Here is a 19169-nt window from a genome sequence, read left to right as displayed (position 1 = left end):
GACCGGTCAGCGCCGGGAGCCGGTGGCGGCGTCGTAGGTGAGGTGATCGAGGGTGGTGCCGCTCAGCCAGGCGGCGTTGAGCGATGGGACATTGGCGGGAGCGTTGGCGGAGAGCCGGCGACGCAGATCGGCGATGCGGTGCCCGGCCGATACGCAATACACGTCGGCCAGCTCCTGCCCGCTGTGGTCGCCGGTCGAGGCCATCTTGGAGGCGCGGGCGAGCGTCAGGGACATGACGAGGAGCTCTCGGGCAATGCCGGTGAGCAAGATGAGAGTCCGCTCGTTCTCCTGCAGCGAGGCACGGTCGGGGTTGCGGCGCGCCAACTCCAGACAGGTCGCCCCGAACCGATGGACCTCGTCCGCGACCCAGCGGAGGTGGCCGAGGTTGCGGTCGGTGAGGACGGCGCCGTCGAAATCGCCCCGGACTGGCTCGTTCTTCGCCAGTTCGTCCGCGTGGTCGGGCTCGGGGTAGTAGTACGACAGGATCGACATCCGAGCGATCCAGTTGTCGATCTGGAAGTCCACGCCCCCGGAGATCCGCAGGTTGCGCGCGTCGCGCATGAACCGCTCGACTGGGACCGGCGGCGCACCCCGCTGTTGTTTGCTGTGCGCGGTCTCATAGCCCTCCGCCGCCAGCAGCGACATCGTCCGGTCGACGACGTCCCAGCAGAGCAGCGAACTGACGTTCTTGGAGGCGTTCTGCTCGAAGCGCTGGTTGATCTGCCGCCCCTGGTCATCCGGAAGCAGGCACCACTGAGACATCGTCTCGATCGCGAAGGTCTGCGCGAGCGACTCCGCCAGCTGCTGTTGAATCTCCTGGTAGTCCGCCAGCTTCCGGCCGTCGACCTCCCGCCGCAGCACGAAGTCTCGCGCCCATTGCACGCACAGCTTGGCGATCGCCAGCGACGGCGCCGCGATGAGGTGCAGCCGGCCCCGAGCCACCATCTTCGCGGTCTCCGGGGTCACCCGGACCTGATGCTCGGAGGCGCGCTCCACGAACATCTGGTCCGCGGGCACGAGCACGTTGTCGAAGTTCAGCCAGCCGTTGGGGAAGCCCTTGATTCCCATGTACTCGTGCCACTGTCCGGCGGTCACGCCAGGGCTGTCGGTCCGCACGAAGAACATCTGGACCCGCTCCTGGCCGTTGTCGCGGATCGTCGCCGAGACGCTGACCAGCTCGGCGACGGGCGCGTGCCCCACGAAGACCTTCTGGCCGTTCAGCAGATAGGCCTCCGCCGTTTCGACTCGCGTGGCGGTGGTGGCGCGACGCTGGTTCGCCGCCCCCTGGGGCTCGCTGTCGGCGCTGGCCGAGAGGCCGCCGCGAGCAACATGCGCGCGCAACAACTCACGCAGCGGCCCTTCGGGCACAACCGAGAGGAACGCGCTGGCGCCGAGCGCGTTCTCGATCGCGATCGACAGTGCGACCGGCGTGCTCCAACTCGCGGCCGCCACGACGACCCGGAACGTGTTGTAGTGCGAGAGTTCGTGCCCGCCGACCGCTCGATCCGCCTGCAGCCGAAAGTAGCCGCGCGTGGCCAGCTCCGCGAGGAAGCCTTCAGGTAGCTGGCGGTCGCGGTCAACGGCCGTGGGGTCGATTCGCTCGCGAAGCAGGACGTTCAACTGCTCGACGAGGCGGTCGCCCTCGGCCCGGTCCTGTGCATCCTGGACAGGAAAGTCTCGGATCAGGTCCCAGCGGAACCTGCCCTGATAGAGCTCCTCCAGGAAGCTGGGCCGACTCGGGTCGCTGGAGAAGTTACGGGGTTTCTTGCTCATCGGATTCCTCGGGCTCGAATGGCGGCAGGTCTGTGCGGGGCTACTGACGCTCCGACAGTGCCCGCCGGTCGGTCTTGCCAGACGCGTTTCGCGGCAACTCCGCCAACTGAACGAATCGTCCGGGCACCATGTGGGCGGGGAGCGTCGCGCGGGCGAGCGCGGTGAGTTCCTGCGTCGAAACGGCGTCGGCGGCGTAGAAGGCAGACAGCATCCGGCCTCCTACCCGGCTACGGGTACAGACCACGGCCAGTTCCCGGAGCCCGGAGGCCTTGCGCAGCGCCGCCTCGACCTCTCCGAGTTCGATCCGGAAGCCGTTGATCTTCACCTGATCGTCGGCTCGACCCGAATAGCAATACACGTTGTTCGTCGTCCGCGTGGCCAGGTCACCACTGCGGTAGTAAACCCTCGGAGGATGGCCAGGGAGCGCCAGCTGGCGGAACCGTTCCGCGGTGAGTTCGGGCCGGTTGAGATAGCCGACAGCGACTCCATCACCGGCAACCCAGATCTCGCCAATTCCCCCCGGCTCGACGGGAGCGCCGCTGTCGTCGAGGACCTGGAGCTCCCAGCCATTCAATGGCTCGCCGAGGTCGGTGGCGAATTCGCGTTCATCGCCGGTGGACTGGAGCTCGGCGGGCAGAATCGGTCGAGTGGTGACGAACACCGTGGTCTCCGTGATGCCGTAGGTATTGATGAACTCACAGTCGGCACGAACCGAGTCCCGCCAGGAGCGGATGTCGGCCACATCGATCGACTCGCCACCGAAAATGATGCGGCGCACGCTTACGGGGCGATCCGCGAGCTGCCGCGTGGCCGCGGTCAGGTAGCGGAAGACCGACGGCACGATGTTCATGACCGTGACCCGCTCCCGTACGAGCAACTCGGCACTGGCGCGCGGCGAGGCGGCGACCTCCGCCGGCACCACCACGAGGGTGGCACCCGTGGCCAACGCTCCCCACATCTCGAAAACCGAGAAGTCGAAGCAGTAGGAGTGAAAGAGCGTCCACACGTCGGTTTCGCCAAACTGGTGCCGCGAGCACACGGCGTTCACCATGGCCACCACGCTGCGCCTGCGTACCTCCACGCCCTTCGGCAGACCCGTCGAGCCCGAGGTGTAGATGATGTAGGCGGCGCTCTCGGGGTCGGCCTCGATCCTCGGCGAAACGGGGACGTCCCGGGACCAGTCGACCCGGTCCAGGCGAAGCACTCTCGCGACGCCGATTCCGTCAGGCGCCTCCCGGTCGGAGATGATGACTGTCAGTCCACTGTCGCTGGCCATGAACTTGAGCCGCTCAAGTGGGTACGCCGGATCGAGCGGCACGTACGTGTGGCCGGTCGCGATGATCGCGAGCACTGCCACCACCACGTCGGCCGTGCGCCCCAGGTGTAGACCGATGCGGGTACCCGGCTGCGGACACATCTCGCGGATCGCCACCGCGAGCACATCCGCGCGGCGGGCAAGCTCCGCGTAGGTCAAACTGCCGCGCTGGTCGCGCACCGCATCTCGGGCGGCAACCCTGGCGGCCTGATGCGAGAACAGGCTGTAGAGGTCACCTGCTGATGTCGTCGACATATTCTTTTGCCTTGTTTTGAGGAGACTAGAGATTGACGCGTACGCGCAATCGACGAAGCCAGTTGTCGAGTTGGAGGACCATTTCGACGTCGGCCCGACCGAGCCAGCCACCGCGGTCAAGCAGGCGGTGGTTCTCGATGACTTCCGCGGCGCGACGAAGGTCAATCAACGGACGTACGGGGGCAGTCGAGTCATCGAGCAGCATCCGCAGCCGTGTGATGAGCGAGGCCTTGTAGTGCGCGTCATAGGTGATCGGGTAGGGAACCTTGGCCCTCGTGAGCACCGACGGGGGCACCAGATCCTTGGCAATGGCCCGGAGCAGGCTCTTCTCACGTCCGTCGAAGCGCTTCAATTGCCATGGAACGTTGTACAGATAAGAGACCAGGCGGTGGTCGGCAATAGGGAATCGGATCTGAAGCCCCGCCGCCGCTCCGAGCCGCTCCGAGTGATAGACCGTCTGCTCCAACAGGCGCGTCACATGGAGATAGTCCACCTCTCGCGCCACACGGTCGGCGGCGGCGGTGCCCGCGAGCTGCGGTACCTCTGCCTTGGCCTCGCGGTACAGCCGATCCAGGTAGCCGGCGACGTCCACCGATCTCAGTAACGCCTCGTCAAACAGCCCGGTGCCGATTCCGTACTCCATGCCGAACCCGCGGGCTCGCGCGATCCAAGGAAACATGGAGGGCTCGCGCACCCCGTCGGTCGCACCGGAGAGGCCGCTGAAGATGGCATCAGCGGCCTCTCCGCTGAGTACCACTGGCACCCGCTCCGCGACGCGCCGGCTGAATATGAACGGGGTGATGTTCTTGTCCCCGAAGGGTGACGGGTGGTCCTTCGCCGCGAGCACGGACGACAGGAGCACTGGATCAGACAGCTCCTGCGGGCGGACCGCGACCTCGTGGTGCTCGCAGCCCCACATCTGGACAACCTCTTCGGCGAACGGCCGATCTGGCACCGCGGCCGCCGTGTCGCCGAACATCACCGTGAATGTCCGCGGTGGCTTGCCGGAGTTGCTGGCGATCAGACCTGTCAGCGCGCTGGAGTCCAGGCCACCCGAGAGCAGGACCGCGGGATCGAGGCCGCGCAGATCTCGGCTGATGGCGTCAACGAGCAGCTCACGGATCTGCTTGATGGTGTCTTCGCGGCCGAGGGTGTGGGGGCGGGCCTCCAGCGTCCAGTACCGGCGGTGGAGCTCCCGGTCGCGCGTGAATCGGACCGTACCGCCCGCCGGTACTTCGTACATGCCGCGCAGCGCCCCGCGCCCGGGGCTGCGCAACTGGGTAACGAGGGCGCATAGCCCATTGTCGTCGACCTCCGGAGTCACCAGGGGGTGCGCCGCCAGGGCCGCGACCTCCGAGGCGAACACGACGCCATGGGGTAGCAGGGCATAGCTCAGTGGCTTGATGCCCACCCGGTCTCGTCCAAGTAGCAGCTCGTCGGTCCGAGCGTCCCAGACGGCGAAGGCGAAGTTGCCCTCCAGCCGCTCCACCGCCTCGTGCCCCCACCGCAGGTAGGCATGCAGCACGACCTCGGCCACCGACGGGGGCCCTCCCGCACTGGGACCAGCACCCGCGGCGGCCCACAGGTCATCCGCGTTGTGAAGGTACCCATCGCACACCGCCGCAACCATCGCCCGACCGTTCTGCTCAATCACAGCCGGCTGGGCCGTCCCTACCCAGACGGCATCCGTCCGCTGCCCCAATATCGCCCGTGGGCTTAGCCACAGACCCTCGCCGTGACGCCCACGCGCGACGAGCGCCGCCACGAGCTGGGACGCGGCCAGCCCTTCAGTCCTCAGGTCGCGTTCGCGATCGATCCACCCGGCAATCCCGGACATTACCCATCCCCCGACATCCCGAGATCGCTGACCTGCGCCTCGATGCGCGCCGTGACGCAAAAGACGAACTTCACGGAATTTTCCATGATTTTATTTCCGTGGTGATGTGTGATTGTGGCTGGCTTATGAGCTGTGATCATAGAAGCCACTTAATTCAGACTCTTGAAAATCATCTTCTTCTCAATGAATGAGAGAACTGATCGGGAAACACTTGCAGGCTGTGGCCAGGTGATTCCAAGGCGACAGCAAGAGGGGGGCGAAGAGGGGGCGCCTCATAGTGAATGAGAGCCAATGAAGTAAAGCGAGTTCGTAACCCCGCGAACTCATTGGATGTAGGGCCTGTCGTGCCGCCGTAGCTGAGAGATCTCTGAGGAATACACTCAGCCCCTGCAGGGGCGGGTTGTGGCGCCTGGCTTAGAATCTTCTCAGGATCTCCCCGGGCGGGCCTTCCAGGTTCGAGCCATGTGATCTCGGCTTTGACTGCTTGATGCCCTCCTTGGTGGTTGCTGGTCGTATGTGTGAGACTGCCCGGGACGAGGTTGTGACTCCAAATGCTGGCGAATATCGTACCTATTCGGGCAGCTACTATCCGAGCAGGTGCTCGAGCCTCTTGTAATACGGCCTTGTCCGGGAAGCAGCGAAATCACGCGACTCCGCGAGGGCGCGCCTGGCAGACGAGCGACTCCACCGGCTCCACCCGGGCGGGGCCTCGCACTACCAGATGCGGACACGGTCCTCGGGCGCGAGGTACAGCTTCTGGTCTGGTCCTACCTGGTACGCGGCATACCAGGAGTCGAGGTTGCGCACGGTCCACACGCGCTCCCGAGCCGGGGCGTGCGCATCCGACAGGAGCCGGGCACTGAGCGCGGGCTCGCGATGCTTGCTCCGCCTGCTCTGCGCATGGCCGAGGAAGAAGCGCTGTTCACCCGTGGTGCCTCCAATCACCGGCGCGGGTTTCCCTCCGAGCGACCGGTGATAGGCGTCATATGCCACCGCGAGTCCGGCCAGATCGGCGAGGTTCTCACCCAGTGTCAGCGCGCCTTGGATGTGCTGTCCGGGGATGGGCTCATAAGCGTCATACTGTGCGACCAGCTTGTCGGTGAGCGCGGTGAACCGCTCGACGTCTCGCGGCGTCCACCACTCGGCGAGCCGGCCCGATGCATCGAACTTGCGTCCCTGGTCGTCGAAGAGGTGGCTGAGCTCATGGCCAATCGTGACGCCGATGCCGCCATGGTTGACGGCCGGATCGGCGTTCGGGTCGAAGTAGGGCGGCTGCAGGATGGCCGCGGGAAAGATGATCTCGTTCGCGGTCATGTGGGCGAAGGCGTTCGCAGCCGTGACCGGGGAGAGCCACTCGTCGCGGTCGACGGGTCGCCCGAGCTGGCCCACCCGTCGCCGGTATTCGAAGGCGTTGGCGCGCGCCACGTTGCCGACCAGATCGTCCGGTTCGATCTCGAGCGCGGTGTAATCGCGCCAGGTGTTTGGATGCCCGATCTTCACCCGGACATTGGCGAGCTTGGCGCGTGCCCTCGCTTTCGTCTCGGGCGCCATCCAGTCGAGCCGCTCCAGCCGGTCTCCCATCGCGGCGATCACGTTCTGGACCATCGCCTCGACCTGGGCCCGGGCCCGTGGCGGGAAGTGGCGCGCCACGTATTCCCTGCCCACCGCGTCGCCCATGAAGTTGCTCACGAGCATCACGGCGCGTCTGGCGCGAGGCTGCTGCTCGGGCGTTCCGGCGAGCGTCGTGCCATAGAAAGCGAAGCGTGTCTCCTCGAAGGGCCTGGAGAGATAACGCGCGTAGCTGCTCAGCATCCTGAGCATCAGGTAGTCCTTGAGCACTGGCAGCGCCGTGCTGGCGAAGACCCGCGCCTCGCCGGCGAAGGCGCTCGGCTGCTGCGCGATGTAGGCGGGCTGGGAGGGCAGCTCCAGCGCGGCGAAGTAGTCGCGCCAGGGAAAGCCCGGTGCCTTCTGTTCGAAGTCGGCGAGCGACCACCTGTTGTAGGTCTTCTCCGCGTCGCGTGCGTCCGCGCGTGTCCAGTGGGCCTCCGCGAGTGCCGTCTCGAACGCGAACACGGCCGCCGCGCGCTCGTCCGCATCACGCTCCCCCGCGAGCGTCAGCATCTTCGTCAGATAGGCCCGATAGGCGGTCCGGATCGACGCGAGCCGTGCATCCTCCTCGAGGTACAGCGCGCGATCCGGTAGTCCCAGGCCTGACTGGCGCAGGCTCGCGACATAGACATCCGGATTCTTGTCGTCCCGACCCACGTCGGGCACGAAGAGCCCACCGATGTCATGGCGCGCGAGCTTTGCCATCTCGATCGCGAGCGCCTCGCGGGTGGCGGTGCCCGCGATTGCCTTCATCCATGGCTTGACTGGCTCGAGGCCCCTGGCCTGGATCGTGGCTTCGTCGACGAAACTCACATAGAAGTCACCTGGCTTGGAGCCTCGCGTCTTCGAGGCCTCCTCGATGATCAGACGGGTCCGCTCGATCGAGAGTTCCTGGAGCGTCTGGTCCACTCCGTGGAAGGAGCGATCCGCCGGAATCGGCGTGTTCCTCAGCCAGCCGCCGTTGGCATGGGCGTAGAAGTCGTCGCCTGGCGCGACGCGGCTGTCCATGCCGTTCCAATCCAGCCCGCTATCGCCGCTCCATGGCTTCGAGGTGTCGTCTGATGCCACGCCCGCCGGGGTCGTGTTCGCCCGCGTCATCGCACCGCACGCCGGGCCGAGCAGCAGGTACAGCATGAGCCAGTGAATCTTCATTCCAGGATTCCTTCCGTCGGTTGCCATCGACGTCAGGACTCCCGAGCCCCCCAGCTTGGATTCAACCCGGCTTCAGTTTCCGGACGCGGGTTCCTGTCCGGTGAGCTTGAGCGCGAGCTGGCGCACTTCCTGGCTGTTGAAGGGCTTTCTCAGCTCCTTGAGCAGCTTGAGATCCTTGAACTCCCGCATCAGCTCCGCCCAGGAGTAGTCGGAGTAGGCCGAGCAGAGCACCACGCCCAGCGAGGGATCCACCTCGCGCAACCGACGCAGCGTCTCGGCGCCATTCCAGCCGGGCGGCATCCGGTAGTCGAGGAAGACCAGCGAATAGGGCTGGTGGGCCTTCAGGGCCGCCTGGATCTTGGCCAACCCTTCCTGCCCCTGGTAGGCCGAATCCATCTCGAACGTGTTCTCGTCACAGACCGCGGCGCGAACGGGCGCCGAACCGAAGAGCGCCTCCTCCAACTGATCGATGTCGCTCTGGCTCCGGCGCTGGGGCGAACCGAGGATCCGGCGGAAGTCGGTGTGAATGGCCTCGGAGTCGTCGATGACGAGAATCCGCTTCTTGCTCACACATGCACTCATGCGGCCTCCTGATGGGGGAGGTAGGGGAGTTCCAACGTGAAGGTGGCTCCATGCCCCGGGCCGTTGCTGTGGACGGTCAGCGAGCCCCCCATTTCCTGGGCCGCGATGGCGCTGGAATGCAAGCCAAAGCCATGCCCCTCCTCCCGGGTGGTGAAGCCATACTGGAAGATGCGGGTGAGCATCTCCGGCGCGATGCCCATGCCGTTGTCGTGCACCTGGATGCGGACGCGGTCGGACTCGGCGGGCGCCAGCTCCACGCGCAGCATCCGCTCGGCCGGTGGCACTCCATCCATGGCGTACTTGGCGTTGCTGACCAGATTGACGAGGATCATCAGCGTCTTGTTCTTGTCGGTGAGCATCGGCGGCAGGGCCGCCAGGTGTCGTACCACCTTCACCTGGTGACGGGTGAGTCCGGCCGAGTTGATGCGCAACGCGTCCTCCACCAGGTCGGCCAACTGGACGGACTCATGCATCCGGGGCGTGCGCGCGTAGTTCTGCTGCACCTTGACGATGTCGCCCACGTGTTCGGTGTACCGCCCCACCTCCTCGAGCAGTGAGGTGATCTGCTGGCGCTCGTCGAGCAGGTTCTGTCCCAGCTTGCTCAGCAGGGGCATGACGTTGCGCCCGCGCGTGTCCTGGGTGAGGAAGGTGCCGAGGTCGGACTGGCGCTCCTGGAGCAGGAGGGCGATGCGGCCCACGTGCTCCAACCGCAGCTCCGCCACGCGCTCCTTGGCGAGCTGGGCGGAGGTGTAGATGCTGTTGAGGACGTTGCCCACGTTGTGCAACACGTTGGTGGCGATCTCGGCCATGCCGGCGCGGCGGGCGGTCTGCACCAGCTGCATGTGGACGTCCTTGAGCTCGCGCGTCCGCTCCTCGACGCGCTGCTCGAGCCCCTCGTTGGCATGACGCAGCTCCTCCTCGCGCCGTTGCACCTGGTCGGCCATGCTCCGGAAGGCGCGGGCCAGTTGCCCCAGCTCGTCGCCCCGGGAGGTGTCCAGCTCGACGTGGAACTCACCGGCGGCCACCCGCTCCGAGGCCTGGGTGAAGGCGAACAGCGGACGGGTGATCTGCTGCTGGAGCACCCAATACAGGATGGCCAGCTCGAGGCAGAGCGAGAGGATTCCGAGCAGCAGGACGGTGCGGGCCGCGTTGAAGGCGGGCCGGGTCACCGTGGATTCCGGGAGCACGGTGGCGAAGTTCCAACCGGGACCCTGGAGCCGGGTCAGGGCGAGGTACTCGCCGTACTCGGGCAGCTCCAGCACGGTCTCGCCAGGTGGGCGGTTCTTCGCCTGCTCGATGATGCTCCGCAGGTGGGCCCGCGGGTCCGCGGCGCCTGTCTGCTCGGGATGGGCGATGAGGTGTCCATCGTCGCGGAAGATGAGGTTGTACGCACCCGGCAGGTGATCGTTGATGGTGCGGGTCATCAACTCCTCGAGGAGCACGTCGTGGCTGAGGGTCGCGAGGTGGCGGCCCTCCCGCTCCACCGGAGTGGAGATCGAGGCCATCGGCTCGTGGCTGACCGGGTCCTCGTAGACGCCGGACCAGATCGTCTTCCGCTCGGGATCGTTCTGGGGGAGGCTGATGGTGTAGTGCGTGAAGTCGGTGATCCGGAACTCCGGCTCGACTCCCAGGCACCAGGTGGCATTGCCGGGCCAGTAGAGGATGAGCACCCCTTCGGGCAGCGTGACGGCGGTGTTCGTGAACCGGACATGGAAGGCGGGTCCGTACCAGGAGAGCACGTCGTACGAGGCGAGAATCCTCCGGCGCATGTCCGTGTCGACGTTCACGCCCCGGGGGACGAAGACACACGGCTCCCGCGAGTCATCGAAGCCCTCGGTACGGCTGCGGAAGGTTCCATCGGGCCGCTGGACGAAGAGGCGAGCGAAACGGGCGTCCACCTCCTCCGGCGTAAGGGCCTGGAGCCGATCCTCCAGGGTCTTCTTGAGCAGGACGTGGTTGTCCTCGGCCAGCACGAAGATGGCCTGCTCGCGTTGGCCGCGCTCCACGACATGCTGCCTGAGCTGCGCGAGCGCCTCGGTGTGCAGCGTGCTGTACATGTGGATGTAGCTGAGGAGCGTGGTCAGGGCGATGATGACCGCGATGCGCACGCCCATGTGGACGAGCGTCGAACGAGCCAGCGGAGCTCGGAGGCGGGAGGGATGCGGCATGGCGAGCAATCGACGTGGCGTGTGCAGTCTGTTTCGGCGGGTTGTCGATTGTGACCTGAGCGACACCGGGCTCGTCTCGTCAATTCCGTCCTGGAACGTGCCAGAAGGGGCTCGTCGGGCTGTTTCCTGGGCTAAGACGGTCTCTTCATCACGGGCAGTGAACCACTGAAACGCTACGAGCGATACACGGGGGCAGCGGTATGGCGGAACGCATGGTGAAGTCCAATGGCATCGAGTTGTGGACCGAGAGCTTCGGCGAGCCCGGCAGCCCGCCGATCCTGCTGGTGATGGGCGCTTCGGCCCAGGGCATTCTCTGGCCCGAGGAGTTCATCGAGCAGCTCGTCGCCGGGGGGCGTTACGTCATCCGCTACGATCACCGGGACACCGGCCAGTCGACCTGCTTCGACTTCCAGAAGAACCCCTACACGCTGGAGGACCTGGCCCGGGACGCGCTGGGGGTGCTCGATGCGTACGGCATCGCCGCGGCCCACCTGGTGGGTGCCTCGTTGGGCGGGATGATCTGCCAGCTCGTGAGCATCCGTCACCCGGAGCGAGTGCTCTCCCTCACGGTGATGATGTCCACGCCGCTGCGTCCCGGAGTCGTGGAGACCTTCCATCAGGCCTTCCAGGGGAAGACTCCGGAAGGAGCGCTTCCACCGCCTGCCTCCCGCGCGATCGAGGTGCAGCTGGCGGCGGCCAGCAACCCGCCTCGCAACCGCGAGGAGATCATCGATCTCCAGGTGAAGATGGCTCGGGCGATGGCCGCCAGCGCACCCCCCTTCGATGAGCAGGAGTGCCGGCGCACGGTGGAGCGGATGTTCGACCGCGCGCGCAACCCGGTCGCCTCGATGAACCACGGGTTCGTGCCCTCTCCCACGCAAGAGCAGGCCGAGGCGCTGAAGCACCTGCGCGTGCCCACGCTCGTCATCCATGGGACGGATGACCCGATGTTCCCCGCCGCGCATGGGGTCGCCGTGGCGGAGCGCATCCACGGAGCGAAGCTGCTCATGCTGGAAGGGATGGGCCATGATCTTCCCCGCCCGCTGTTCGGGGAACTCTCCCGGGCGCTGCTCACCCATACGGGCGCGAGGGCCTGACGTCCGGCTCCTCAGGCGAGGCGGAGGACCACCTTGCCGAGGAGCCCGCCCTTCATCTGGCGCGTTGGCGCGACATGGGGCGGCGTCATGCTTCCAGGGGAACCTCGATGGTGAAGGTGGCGCCCTGGCCGAGGCCCTGGCTTGTGCAGGAGAGCGAGCCGCCCAGCTCGGTGGCTGACAGCGCGCTGATGTGCAGGCCGAAGCCGTGCCCGGTCTTCTTCGTGGTGAAGCCCTGGGTGAACAGGCGGGGCAGATGCTCGTGCGCGATTCCCGTCCCGTTGTCCTCCACCTCGATGCGCAGCCGCGCCTGCGCCGCACGCGACACGCGCACGGTGAGCCACCTGTTCGAGCGCTCGCGCCCCTCCAGCGCGTGCCGGGCGTTGTTCAACAGGTTCAACAGGATTTGCAGCAGCTTGTGCCGGTCCACCATCACCAGGGGCACCGGGCCGTACTCGCGGCGCACCTGGATGCCCAGGGCCTCGAAGGAGCGCCCCTGCAGGCGCAGGGCATCGTCGATGAGCTGGGGCACCGCCACCGGCTCCACCACTCCCAGGTAGCGGGCGTGCTCCTGCTGCATGCGCACCACGGCCTTGACGTTCTCCAGGCTCTCCCGGAGCGCGCGCATCTCCTCCAGCAGCCGCTCTTTCGCCTCGGGAAGTTCCTTGCCGAGCGCCTCCAGGTAGGCGGGAATCTGCTGGCCCTGGGCGGAGGTGAGAAAGGAGTCCAGGTGGCCCGCATGCTCCCGGAGGAGCTCCAACGTCTTCACCACGCTCGACACGCGCAGACCGCGCAGCCCCTGGATGACCAGCTCGGCCGACACGTTGGCGCTGTTGAGGGTGTTGCCCACGTTGTGGAGCACTCCCGTGGCGATCTCCGCCATGCCCGCCTGGCGCGAGACGTCGATCAGGTTGCGGTGCATCTCCCCCAGGCGCGACTCGGCCTCCTTGCTGGCGGTGACGTCCTTGCCAAAGAGCGTCATCCCCTCGGGCATGCCCGCCTCTCCAGCGATGGGGCCCAGGGACACGTCCAGCACCCGCGCCTGACCCCGTACCGCGAGCGTCACCTCGAAGCGCACGCGGTGCCCGCCGAGCACCTGCCGGAAGCGCTCCGTCCAGCGTGTCGGGTCCTCCAGGGGCAGCAGCTCGCGCAGGGCATCCGCCGGTTGGAGCTCGCGGGAGAGGTGCTGGAGATACAGTTGCCGGAACGCCTGGTTGGCGGTGACGATCCGCCCTCCAAGGTCGAGCGAGCACACCACGTCCTCCGTGTTCTCCAACAGGCTGCTGAGCTTGCGCTCGCTCTCGCTCTGCGTCCTGAGCGCCCGCTCGAGTGACATCTGCGCCTCATCGCGCGAGCGGGTGAACAACCCGCTCATCACGCACACGGTCAGGATGGCGAGCGCGGTGAAAGCGCCGATGATCCAATCGAGGGCGTTGCGCGCATGGAGGAAGGGGTGGACGAGGGCCGCGTTCGCCGCGAGGAGCAGGCACGGGATCAAGCCCTTGCGGATGCCTAGCAGATAGACACTCGCCAGGGGGATGAGCATGGCCGTGGCCTGCAAGGCGGTGCCCCACTCGCCCACATAGAGGATGATGGTCATCGTTGGCACCGTCGAGGAGGCGCACTGAATCATCGCGGGGATGCGAGGCGAGGACATCCAATGCAGCATCACCTGGCTGAGGCCGATACCTGTCAAGCTCAGCAGGGACACGAGCACCAGCGGCCAGGGCCTCTCGAACTTCGGAGCCACGAAGAACAGGAACAGCGCGGTGATGATCGAGATGACCACGGAGAGGTTCACCTGAAACCGTGCCCGGTTGAGATCCAGGACAGGCCCCTGGCGAATGGACTCCGAGAGGAATGCATCCACCTTCTCCAGGTACCAGCGCAGGAGGCGTGGCGGAGCACGGGCGAGTGGTGGGTTTTCCGTGGGCAGGGCCTTCGCGGACGCAGTCCTCGACTCGGAGGGGTTCGACATGGGGGAGCAGGTGTCAGTGCGAGCATCCAACAGGAGCCGAGGTCGGGCTCGCATGGCCCGCTCGCGGCCAGGAGTGCTGGAGTCTCCATCTCAACACCCATGCACGCCAAGGGTTACCTGGGTTCAGGTTCCGCCCTGGCCTCCTTCCTCCCTCTCCCCTCGGGGAGGGAGAGAGGGCCTCGGACCTTTCTCTCCCGACGTGCCGCGCCCCGCCAGGCGATGCGGTCCGAGCGGAGGATGTTCCTAGAGGTGCAGGCCTCCGGAGACCTCGATGCGCTGGGCGGTCACCCACCGGTTCGCATCGGAAAGCAGCGAGGCGATCATCGGACCGATGTCATCGGGAACACCGGTCCGGCCGAGCGCGGTGTTCGCGGCCACCTCCCGGTTGAGGGCGGGATTGTCGCGCACCGCACCTCCGAAGAAGTCCGTCTCGGTGGCGCCGGGCGCGACCACGTTGACGGTGATGCCGCGCGGAGCCAGTTCCTTGGCCATGTAGCGCGTGAGGATCTCGACGGCCCCCTTCATCGAGGCATAGGCCGCACTGCCCGCGCTGACGAAGCGGGTGAGCCCGGTGGAGAGATTCACGATCCTTCCTCCGTCGGCGATCAGCGGTAGCAACTTCTGCGTCAGGAAGAGCACGCCCTTGAAGTGGAGGTTGCAGAGCCGATCGAAGTCCTCTTCGGTGATCTGACCGAACGAGGCCGGGTGGTGTGACCCCGCGTTGTTGACGAGATGGTCGAAACGGTCTCTTGCCCACACGCCCCGCAACACCCCTCGTACCTGCTCGGCGAAGCCATCGAAGGAGGCGATGTCGCCGGCGTCGAGCCGCAGGGCGACGGCCTTTCGTCCGAGCGCTTCGATGGCCGCGACGGCGCTGTCGGCTTCGGCGCGATTCGAGTGATAGGTTACAATCACATCGGTGCCGATCCTGGCCAGGCTGATGGCCGTGTTGCGTCCAAGACCGCGACTGGCTCCGGTGACGATCGCCACTTTTCCCGTTGAGCTCACTTGTTTCTCCTTTGGCCTGGGGTTGCTCCCCGGCGTGTTGGGTGAGCGCAATATGCGAGAGGCCGCTCGGGCCTTCATGCCCGAACCCTCGAATTTCTTGCCTGATCCTCCAAAACGAGTGGGGAGGGCCCGGGGTTCGCGGTACAGTGGCTGGAAGGAAGGTGCGCGGGCCGAGTGGCTCTGAGCGGAGACCCTGTATGTCGTCAGCCTTGAAGATGGCCCTGGAGCACTACATCGAAGCGAGTGGTGGCGGTGATGGTGTATTCCCCACGCCGATAGAGGGTCTCGCCCTGATGAAGACGAGCAGGGAAGTCCTGCCTCATCATTTGATCTACAAGCCGGCGCTCTGCATCGCCGTGCAGGGTTCGAAGCAGGTGTCGCTGGGTGACAGGGTGTTCGACTACACCGAGATGCAAGCCCTTGTCGTCGGAGTGGAACTCCCGGCGTTCGGAAGGGTGACCCAGGCGAGTGCCACCGAGCCCTATCTGGGCATGACCGTCGAATTCGATGTCGGTGTCATGCGGGAGGTCATGGAGCAGCTCGATGCCGCGCACCCTCCGAGAGGGGATGTCGGTTCCGCGGTTTTCGTGGAAGAACTCTCCGCCCCCGTCGTGGATTGTCTCACGCGGCTGGTGCGCATGCTCGCGACGCCCATGGCGATCCCCGTGCTCCAGCCCTCCGTCATGCGGGAAATCTGTTTCTGGTTGCTGACGGGTCCCCATGGGGGCGAGTTCCGCGAACTCGCGCTACCGAATGGCCACATGCAGCGCATCGCCGACGCGATCTACATCCTGAGGCGGAATTTCTCGCGTCCCATCCGCATCAAGGAACTGGCCGCGGCGGCGCGGATGAGCGAGTCCTCCTTTCATCAACACTTCAGGGGACTGATGTCCATGACCCCGCTTCAATATCAGAAGCAGTTGCGGCTGCTGGAGGCACGGCGGCTGATGGTGGCGGAGGGCGAGAACGTGATGCAGGCCGCTCTTCAGGTTGGCTATGAAAGCCCATCCCAGTTCAGCCGGGAATACGCGCGCATGTTCGGGACGCCGCCCAAGCGCGATACCATGAATGCACTCCAGAAGCCGCGTGCCACGGGCGTGAAAAGGCCTGGTGGGACGGAGCGTACCGCGCGGTGATGGCGGGCGCCTGGGCCGCGAAGACGTACCTCGGTTCAGAGTTCCTTCAGGACGCGGAGCTTTCCCTCTTGGAAGCGAGGCTCTCCCATGAGCAGGACATCGAAGGCGTGCGGCAGCCCGGGGTGGACGTGCAGTTCGGTCGGGACTCCGGCTCGCCAGAGCTGGAGCGCGTAGCGGACATCCTCGTCACGGAAGATGTCCAGCTCACCGACCTCGATGTACGCAGGTGCGAGTCCGGTGAAGTCGGTGTTCCGAGCCGGCGCGGCGTGGGGCGACACACGTTGCGTTCCCGCGTGCTCACCGAGGACGGCCGCCCAGGCGGTGCGGTTGAAGGCGTATGAGAAGAGGGTCGGGACGGCCGCGAGGTGCGGGTCGGCGTCCGTGGTCCGATCGTCGAGCATCGGGTAGATGAGCACCTGCCGAGCGATTTCGAGCCTGCGGTCGCGGGCGAGGAGCGCGACCGCGGCGGCGACTCCCCCTCCGGCGCTATCGCCCATGACGGCGATGCGTGAGGGGTCGACCCCGAGTTCCCTGGCGTTGTCGAGCAGCCACAGGAGGGCCGCGAGACCGTCCGACGCCGCGGTACCCGCGGATGCCTCCGGGGCGAGGCGGTAGTCGACAGCGAGCATGGGGACTCCCGTCCACGCCACGTATGTCCGGACGAGCGGGTCGTAGAGGTCGATGCTGCCTGCGATCATCGCCCCTCCGTGGAAATGGATCGCGGCGGACCCCGGGGTCGAACCGTCCTTCGCGTACCACCTCAATTTGAGCCAATGCCCATCCCCGGTCGCGATCGTGAACGTCCTGTCGGACACACCCGAAACCGCGGGAAGGGCGCTGAGTTGCGCCAGTCCTTCGTCGAGGATGCGGCGGAGGCGCGCCGTATCGCCTTCCTGGAAGTCCTCCGGGGAAGACGGCCCCGCGCCCCGCGCGACGAGCCGGGAGATTCTGGGGTCGAGTTGGAAAGCCATGTGCCTTCTCCATGGTGAGGAGACCGTGCGGAGGTCGAGGAATCTGCGCGAGACCGCTCGGGCCTTCATGCCCGAACCCTCGAACTTCCTGCCTGATCCCCCAAATGGGAGCTGGCCTCAAGGATCGATGGTGATGGGCACCTCGAGCATCACCTCGACCTGGATCCGCATGTCCGGGGCATAATCGAGGGGATCGGCCAAGACAGACAACTCGAGGCGTGCCGGACCGGCGGAGATCCATTGGTCATACAGGGTCACGTTCTGTGACAACGGATGGGAGGGGATGGTCCAACCCATGGCTTCGCCGCCCTCCACCGTACGCACGAAGAGGGCATAGCTGTCCTCTCCGGCGGGCCTCGTCCAGCGCACCTCGAAGGGCGAGCCGAGCTTCACGTGGGTGCCAGGCGTGGGCGCGGTGATGTCGACGCGCCCCGGGATGATCAGCGGGCGGCGATACTTGTTTCCGCCCCAGACGACGTCCAGCCGTATCGAGCCCCCCTCGAGCAGTGGCGCCGCGGTGGCCTCCAGCAGCTCGTAGCGCCAAGTTTCCGGATTGTACGTCAGGTCGAGCCCACCCAACGTCACCTTCGTGCCCGGTCCGGAACCGTGATTGAGTCTGACGGTCACCCGTGCCCGATCTCCCGTGCGCTTCACGACGACGTCGGCCTCGAAGTCCACCGGCTCGGCGGGAGCAGGCGGCGGCTCGGTATCCGGATCCTCGAGCCCGGAAATGCCGCACAGTTCTCCCTCGCCCTGCGCGTCCACACCATCCCAGAATCCCTGGCACACGAGCAGATCCAGGAGTGGACGACCCCCCGAGATCTCCAGCGGGATGGGCGTGGACAGCGGCAGGGACGCGGACGCGTAAGCCTCCCACTTCAGCAGGTTGAAGCCCTTCTTCAGCTCCACCCCGGGCATGAAGGACTTCTCCATGTTCGTGTACACGAGCGTGTGCATCGTCTGTGCGTCGAACACCATCGTCGAGCCGAGGACCCGATCGACGGGGTGCCCCGTGGAGGGGATGGTGTCGAGCTTCCCATTGCCATTCAGGTCCTGGTAGGCGAGCAGGGCGCCCGTCGCGAGCTGCTGCTCGGTGCCATCCTCGGCGTTCCACCGCGTGCTGCTCGGAGGCCGGTAGATGTTGAAGCGAAAGTTCGCGGGGAAGGTGCCCTCATAGGGTTGGTCCTCGGCGACGACGGCTTCGGATTCGGCGACGGGTCCCCCCATGGTGAGGGGGACCACGAACCACCGTGGGTACCAGACCAGCGCGATGCGCACCGGCCCGTCGAGGGTCGTTCCCGGGGCCAGGGTCATCTGGCCCTCCAACGTGAGCAGGGGCTCTCCCGGGTAGTCGGTACCCACCGTGCTCCCGCAGGCGCAAAGGGCGAGCAGCAAGGCGAGCAGCGGACCCGGCGTGTGGTGTGCTTTTGGATTCATGGGGGGCTCCTGGAGTGCTCGCGTGGGTCAGGGAGTGAGATCGAGGCCGCACTGATCCGCGGGAGGCGGGCTCTCCCTGAGCCAGAGACCCTCGCAGGCGAGCGTGTCGAACTGCGGTCCGCCCGTGAAGAGCTGGAGGGGAATGGGTGTGGACAGCGGCACGGGCCCATTGGAGGCCGACAGTTCCGCCAGGTTGAAACCCTTGCGGACATCCCATTGGGGCAGTGCCTCCGCCATGAAAATGACCGCGTATCGCTCCGGCCCGGACTCGTATTTCGTCCACCACCGCATGGAGGTGCCAACAATCCTGTCGATGGGCTGGCCCGTGACGGGAATGGTGTCGAGCTTCCCATTGCCATTCAGGTCCTGGTACGCGAGCAGGATGCCCATCGCACACAGGGTGGTGATGTCATGCTTTCCGAAGGGAGCCATCGCCGCCTCCGGGGGATCATCGTAGACATTGAACTCGATGTCCTCGGGTGCGCTGCCCTGGTAGACGATGCCGCCCTCGACGATCGCCAGGGGCTGGGACCACTGGGTGAGATCCTCTCGACCGAGCGGGTTGGCGTACCAGCCCATCGCGAGCCGCACGGGCTTGTCGAAGGTGACGCCGGGGGCCGGGGACATCGTGACATTCAGCGTGAGCTGGGGCTTGCGCGGAGGCTGCGGAATCTCCGGCGGGGGCGTCTGGGGTTCCACTGGCCCGGGTCGCGGATCCGCGGGCGGCGCCGGGGGGAGGTTGTCTTCCGGGGTGGTGCCGCCTCCGCAAGCCGAGGCGGTGAGCAACAGGGCGAATCGCAGACTCCGGGAGATGAGCGGGCTCGACTTCATGGTGTCCTCCAGGGTGTTTCGAGG

At 66.2% G+C, this 19169-nt stretch carries 14 protein-coding genes; 3 read left to right on the top strand and 11 right to left on the bottom strand.

Annotated elements, in window-relative coordinates:
* Positions 1-6: 6 nt before the first annotated feature.
* From CYFUS_RS28220 to asnB, 3 genes are read right to left on the bottom strand one after another with little or no spacing between them, the layout of a single operon-like run.
* Positions 7-1773: an acyl-CoA dehydrogenase family protein gene (locus tag CYFUS_RS28220; RefSeq protein WP_095988049.1), complete on the bottom strand. Its 1767-nt coding sequence runs from the start codon at positions 1771-1773 to the stop codon at positions 7-9.
* A 40-nt stretch (positions 1774-1813) separates the two neighbouring features.
* Positions 1814-3343, bottom strand: a complete 1530-nt coding sequence (locus CYFUS_RS28215) for an amino acid adenylation domain-containing protein (protein WP_095988048.1) — start codon at positions 3341-3343, stop codon at positions 1814-1816.
* A 25-nt stretch (positions 3344-3368) separates the two neighbouring features.
* Positions 3369-5126, bottom strand: a complete 1758-nt coding sequence (gene asnB / locus CYFUS_RS28210; protein WP_232537835.1) for an asparagine synthase (glutamine-hydrolyzing) — start codon at positions 5124-5126, stop codon at positions 3369-3371.
* On the opposite strand from asnB, the gene CYFUS_RS51865 reads away from it, so the two are divergent.
* Entirely contained in the window at positions 5079-5285 is a 207-nt protein-coding gene (locus CYFUS_RS51865; RefSeq protein ID WP_198317009.1) for a hypothetical protein, read from the top strand. The genes asnB and CYFUS_RS51865 overlap by 48 nt on opposite strands.
* 609 nt (positions 5286-5894) lie before the next feature.
* Here the strand turns inward: CYFUS_RS51865 and CYFUS_RS28205 are convergent.
* The 3 genes from CYFUS_RS28205 to CYFUS_RS28195 form a co-directional block, all read right to left on the bottom strand.
* On the bottom strand, positions 5895-7940 hold the full coding sequence (locus CYFUS_RS28205) for a M13 family metallopeptidase (protein WP_198316129.1): 2046 nt from the start codon (positions 7938-7940) through the stop codon (positions 5895-5897).
* A 72-nt stretch (positions 7941-8012) separates the two neighbouring features.
* Positions 8013-8522 (bottom strand): response regulator, encoded by a 510-nt coding sequence (locus CYFUS_RS28200; RefSeq protein ID WP_198316127.1) that lies wholly within the window; start codon positions 8520-8522, stop codon positions 8013-8015.
* Positions 8519-10636, bottom strand: a complete 2118-nt coding sequence (locus tag CYFUS_RS28195; RefSeq protein ID WP_095988045.1) for an ATP-binding protein — start codon at positions 10634-10636, stop codon at positions 8519-8521. The genes CYFUS_RS28200 and CYFUS_RS28195 overlap by 4 nt, the downstream gene beginning before the upstream one ends.
* Positions 10637-10902: 266 nt before the next feature.
* Here CYFUS_RS28195 and CYFUS_RS28190 point away from each other — a divergent pair, with 266 nt between their 5' ends.
* The gene (locus CYFUS_RS28190) at positions 10903-11787 is read left to right on the top strand and encodes an alpha/beta fold hydrolase (RefSeq protein WP_198316125.1); all 885 of its coding nucleotides are present in this window, start codon (positions 10903-10905) and stop codon (positions 11785-11787) included.
* Between the two features lie 85 nt (positions 11788-11872).
* Here the strand turns inward: CYFUS_RS28190 and CYFUS_RS28185 are convergent, their stop codons facing one another.
* Together CYFUS_RS28185 and CYFUS_RS28180 are read right to left on the bottom strand one after the other, a co-directional pair.
* The gene (locus CYFUS_RS28185) at positions 11873-13762 is read right to left on the bottom strand and encodes an ATP-binding protein (RefSeq protein WP_198316123.1); all 1890 of its coding nucleotides are present in this window, start codon (positions 13760-13762) and stop codon (positions 11873-11875) included.
* Between the two features lie 243 nt (positions 13763-14005).
* The gene (locus tag CYFUS_RS28180) at positions 14006-14770 is read right to left on the bottom strand and encodes an SDR family NAD(P)-dependent oxidoreductase (RefSeq protein ID WP_095988042.1); all 765 of its coding nucleotides are present in this window, start codon (positions 14768-14770) and stop codon (positions 14006-14008) included.
* Positions 14771-14985: 215 nt separating this feature from the next.
* Here CYFUS_RS28180 and CYFUS_RS28175 point away from each other — a divergent pair, with 215 nt between their 5' ends.
* Positions 14986-15906 (top strand): AraC family transcriptional regulator, encoded by a 921-nt coding sequence (locus tag CYFUS_RS28175; protein ID WP_232537834.1) that lies wholly within the window; start codon positions 14986-14988, stop codon positions 15904-15906.
* Between the two features lie 35 nt (positions 15907-15941).
* Here CYFUS_RS28175 and CYFUS_RS28170 read toward each other — a convergent pair whose 3' ends face one another.
* The 3 genes from CYFUS_RS28170 to CYFUS_RS28160 form a co-directional block, all read right to left on the bottom strand.
* Entirely contained in the window at positions 15942-16877 is a 936-nt protein-coding gene (locus CYFUS_RS28170; protein WP_095988040.1) for an alpha/beta hydrolase, read from the bottom strand.
* 117 nt (positions 16878-16994) lie between these two features.
* A complete protein-coding gene (locus tag CYFUS_RS28165) occupies positions 16995-18314 on the bottom strand; it encodes a hypothetical protein (protein WP_095988039.1) in 1320 nt (439 codons plus the stop codon).
* Between the two features lie 27 nt (positions 18315-18341).
* Positions 18342-19145 (bottom strand): hypothetical protein, encoded by an 804-nt coding sequence (locus CYFUS_RS28160; protein ID WP_095988038.1) that lies wholly within the window; start codon positions 19143-19145, stop codon positions 18342-18344.
* Positions 19146-19169: the final 24 nt, after the last annotated feature.

Origin of the sequence: Cystobacter fuscus (assembly GCF_002305875.1) — a bacterium.
Taxonomy (GTDB): Bacteria; Myxococcota; Myxococcia; order Myxococcales; family Myxococcaceae; genus Cystobacter; species Cystobacter fuscus_A.
The sequence above is the reverse complement of the archived record's forward strand: the minus strand, read 5'-3'. Positions and strand labels throughout refer to the sequence as shown.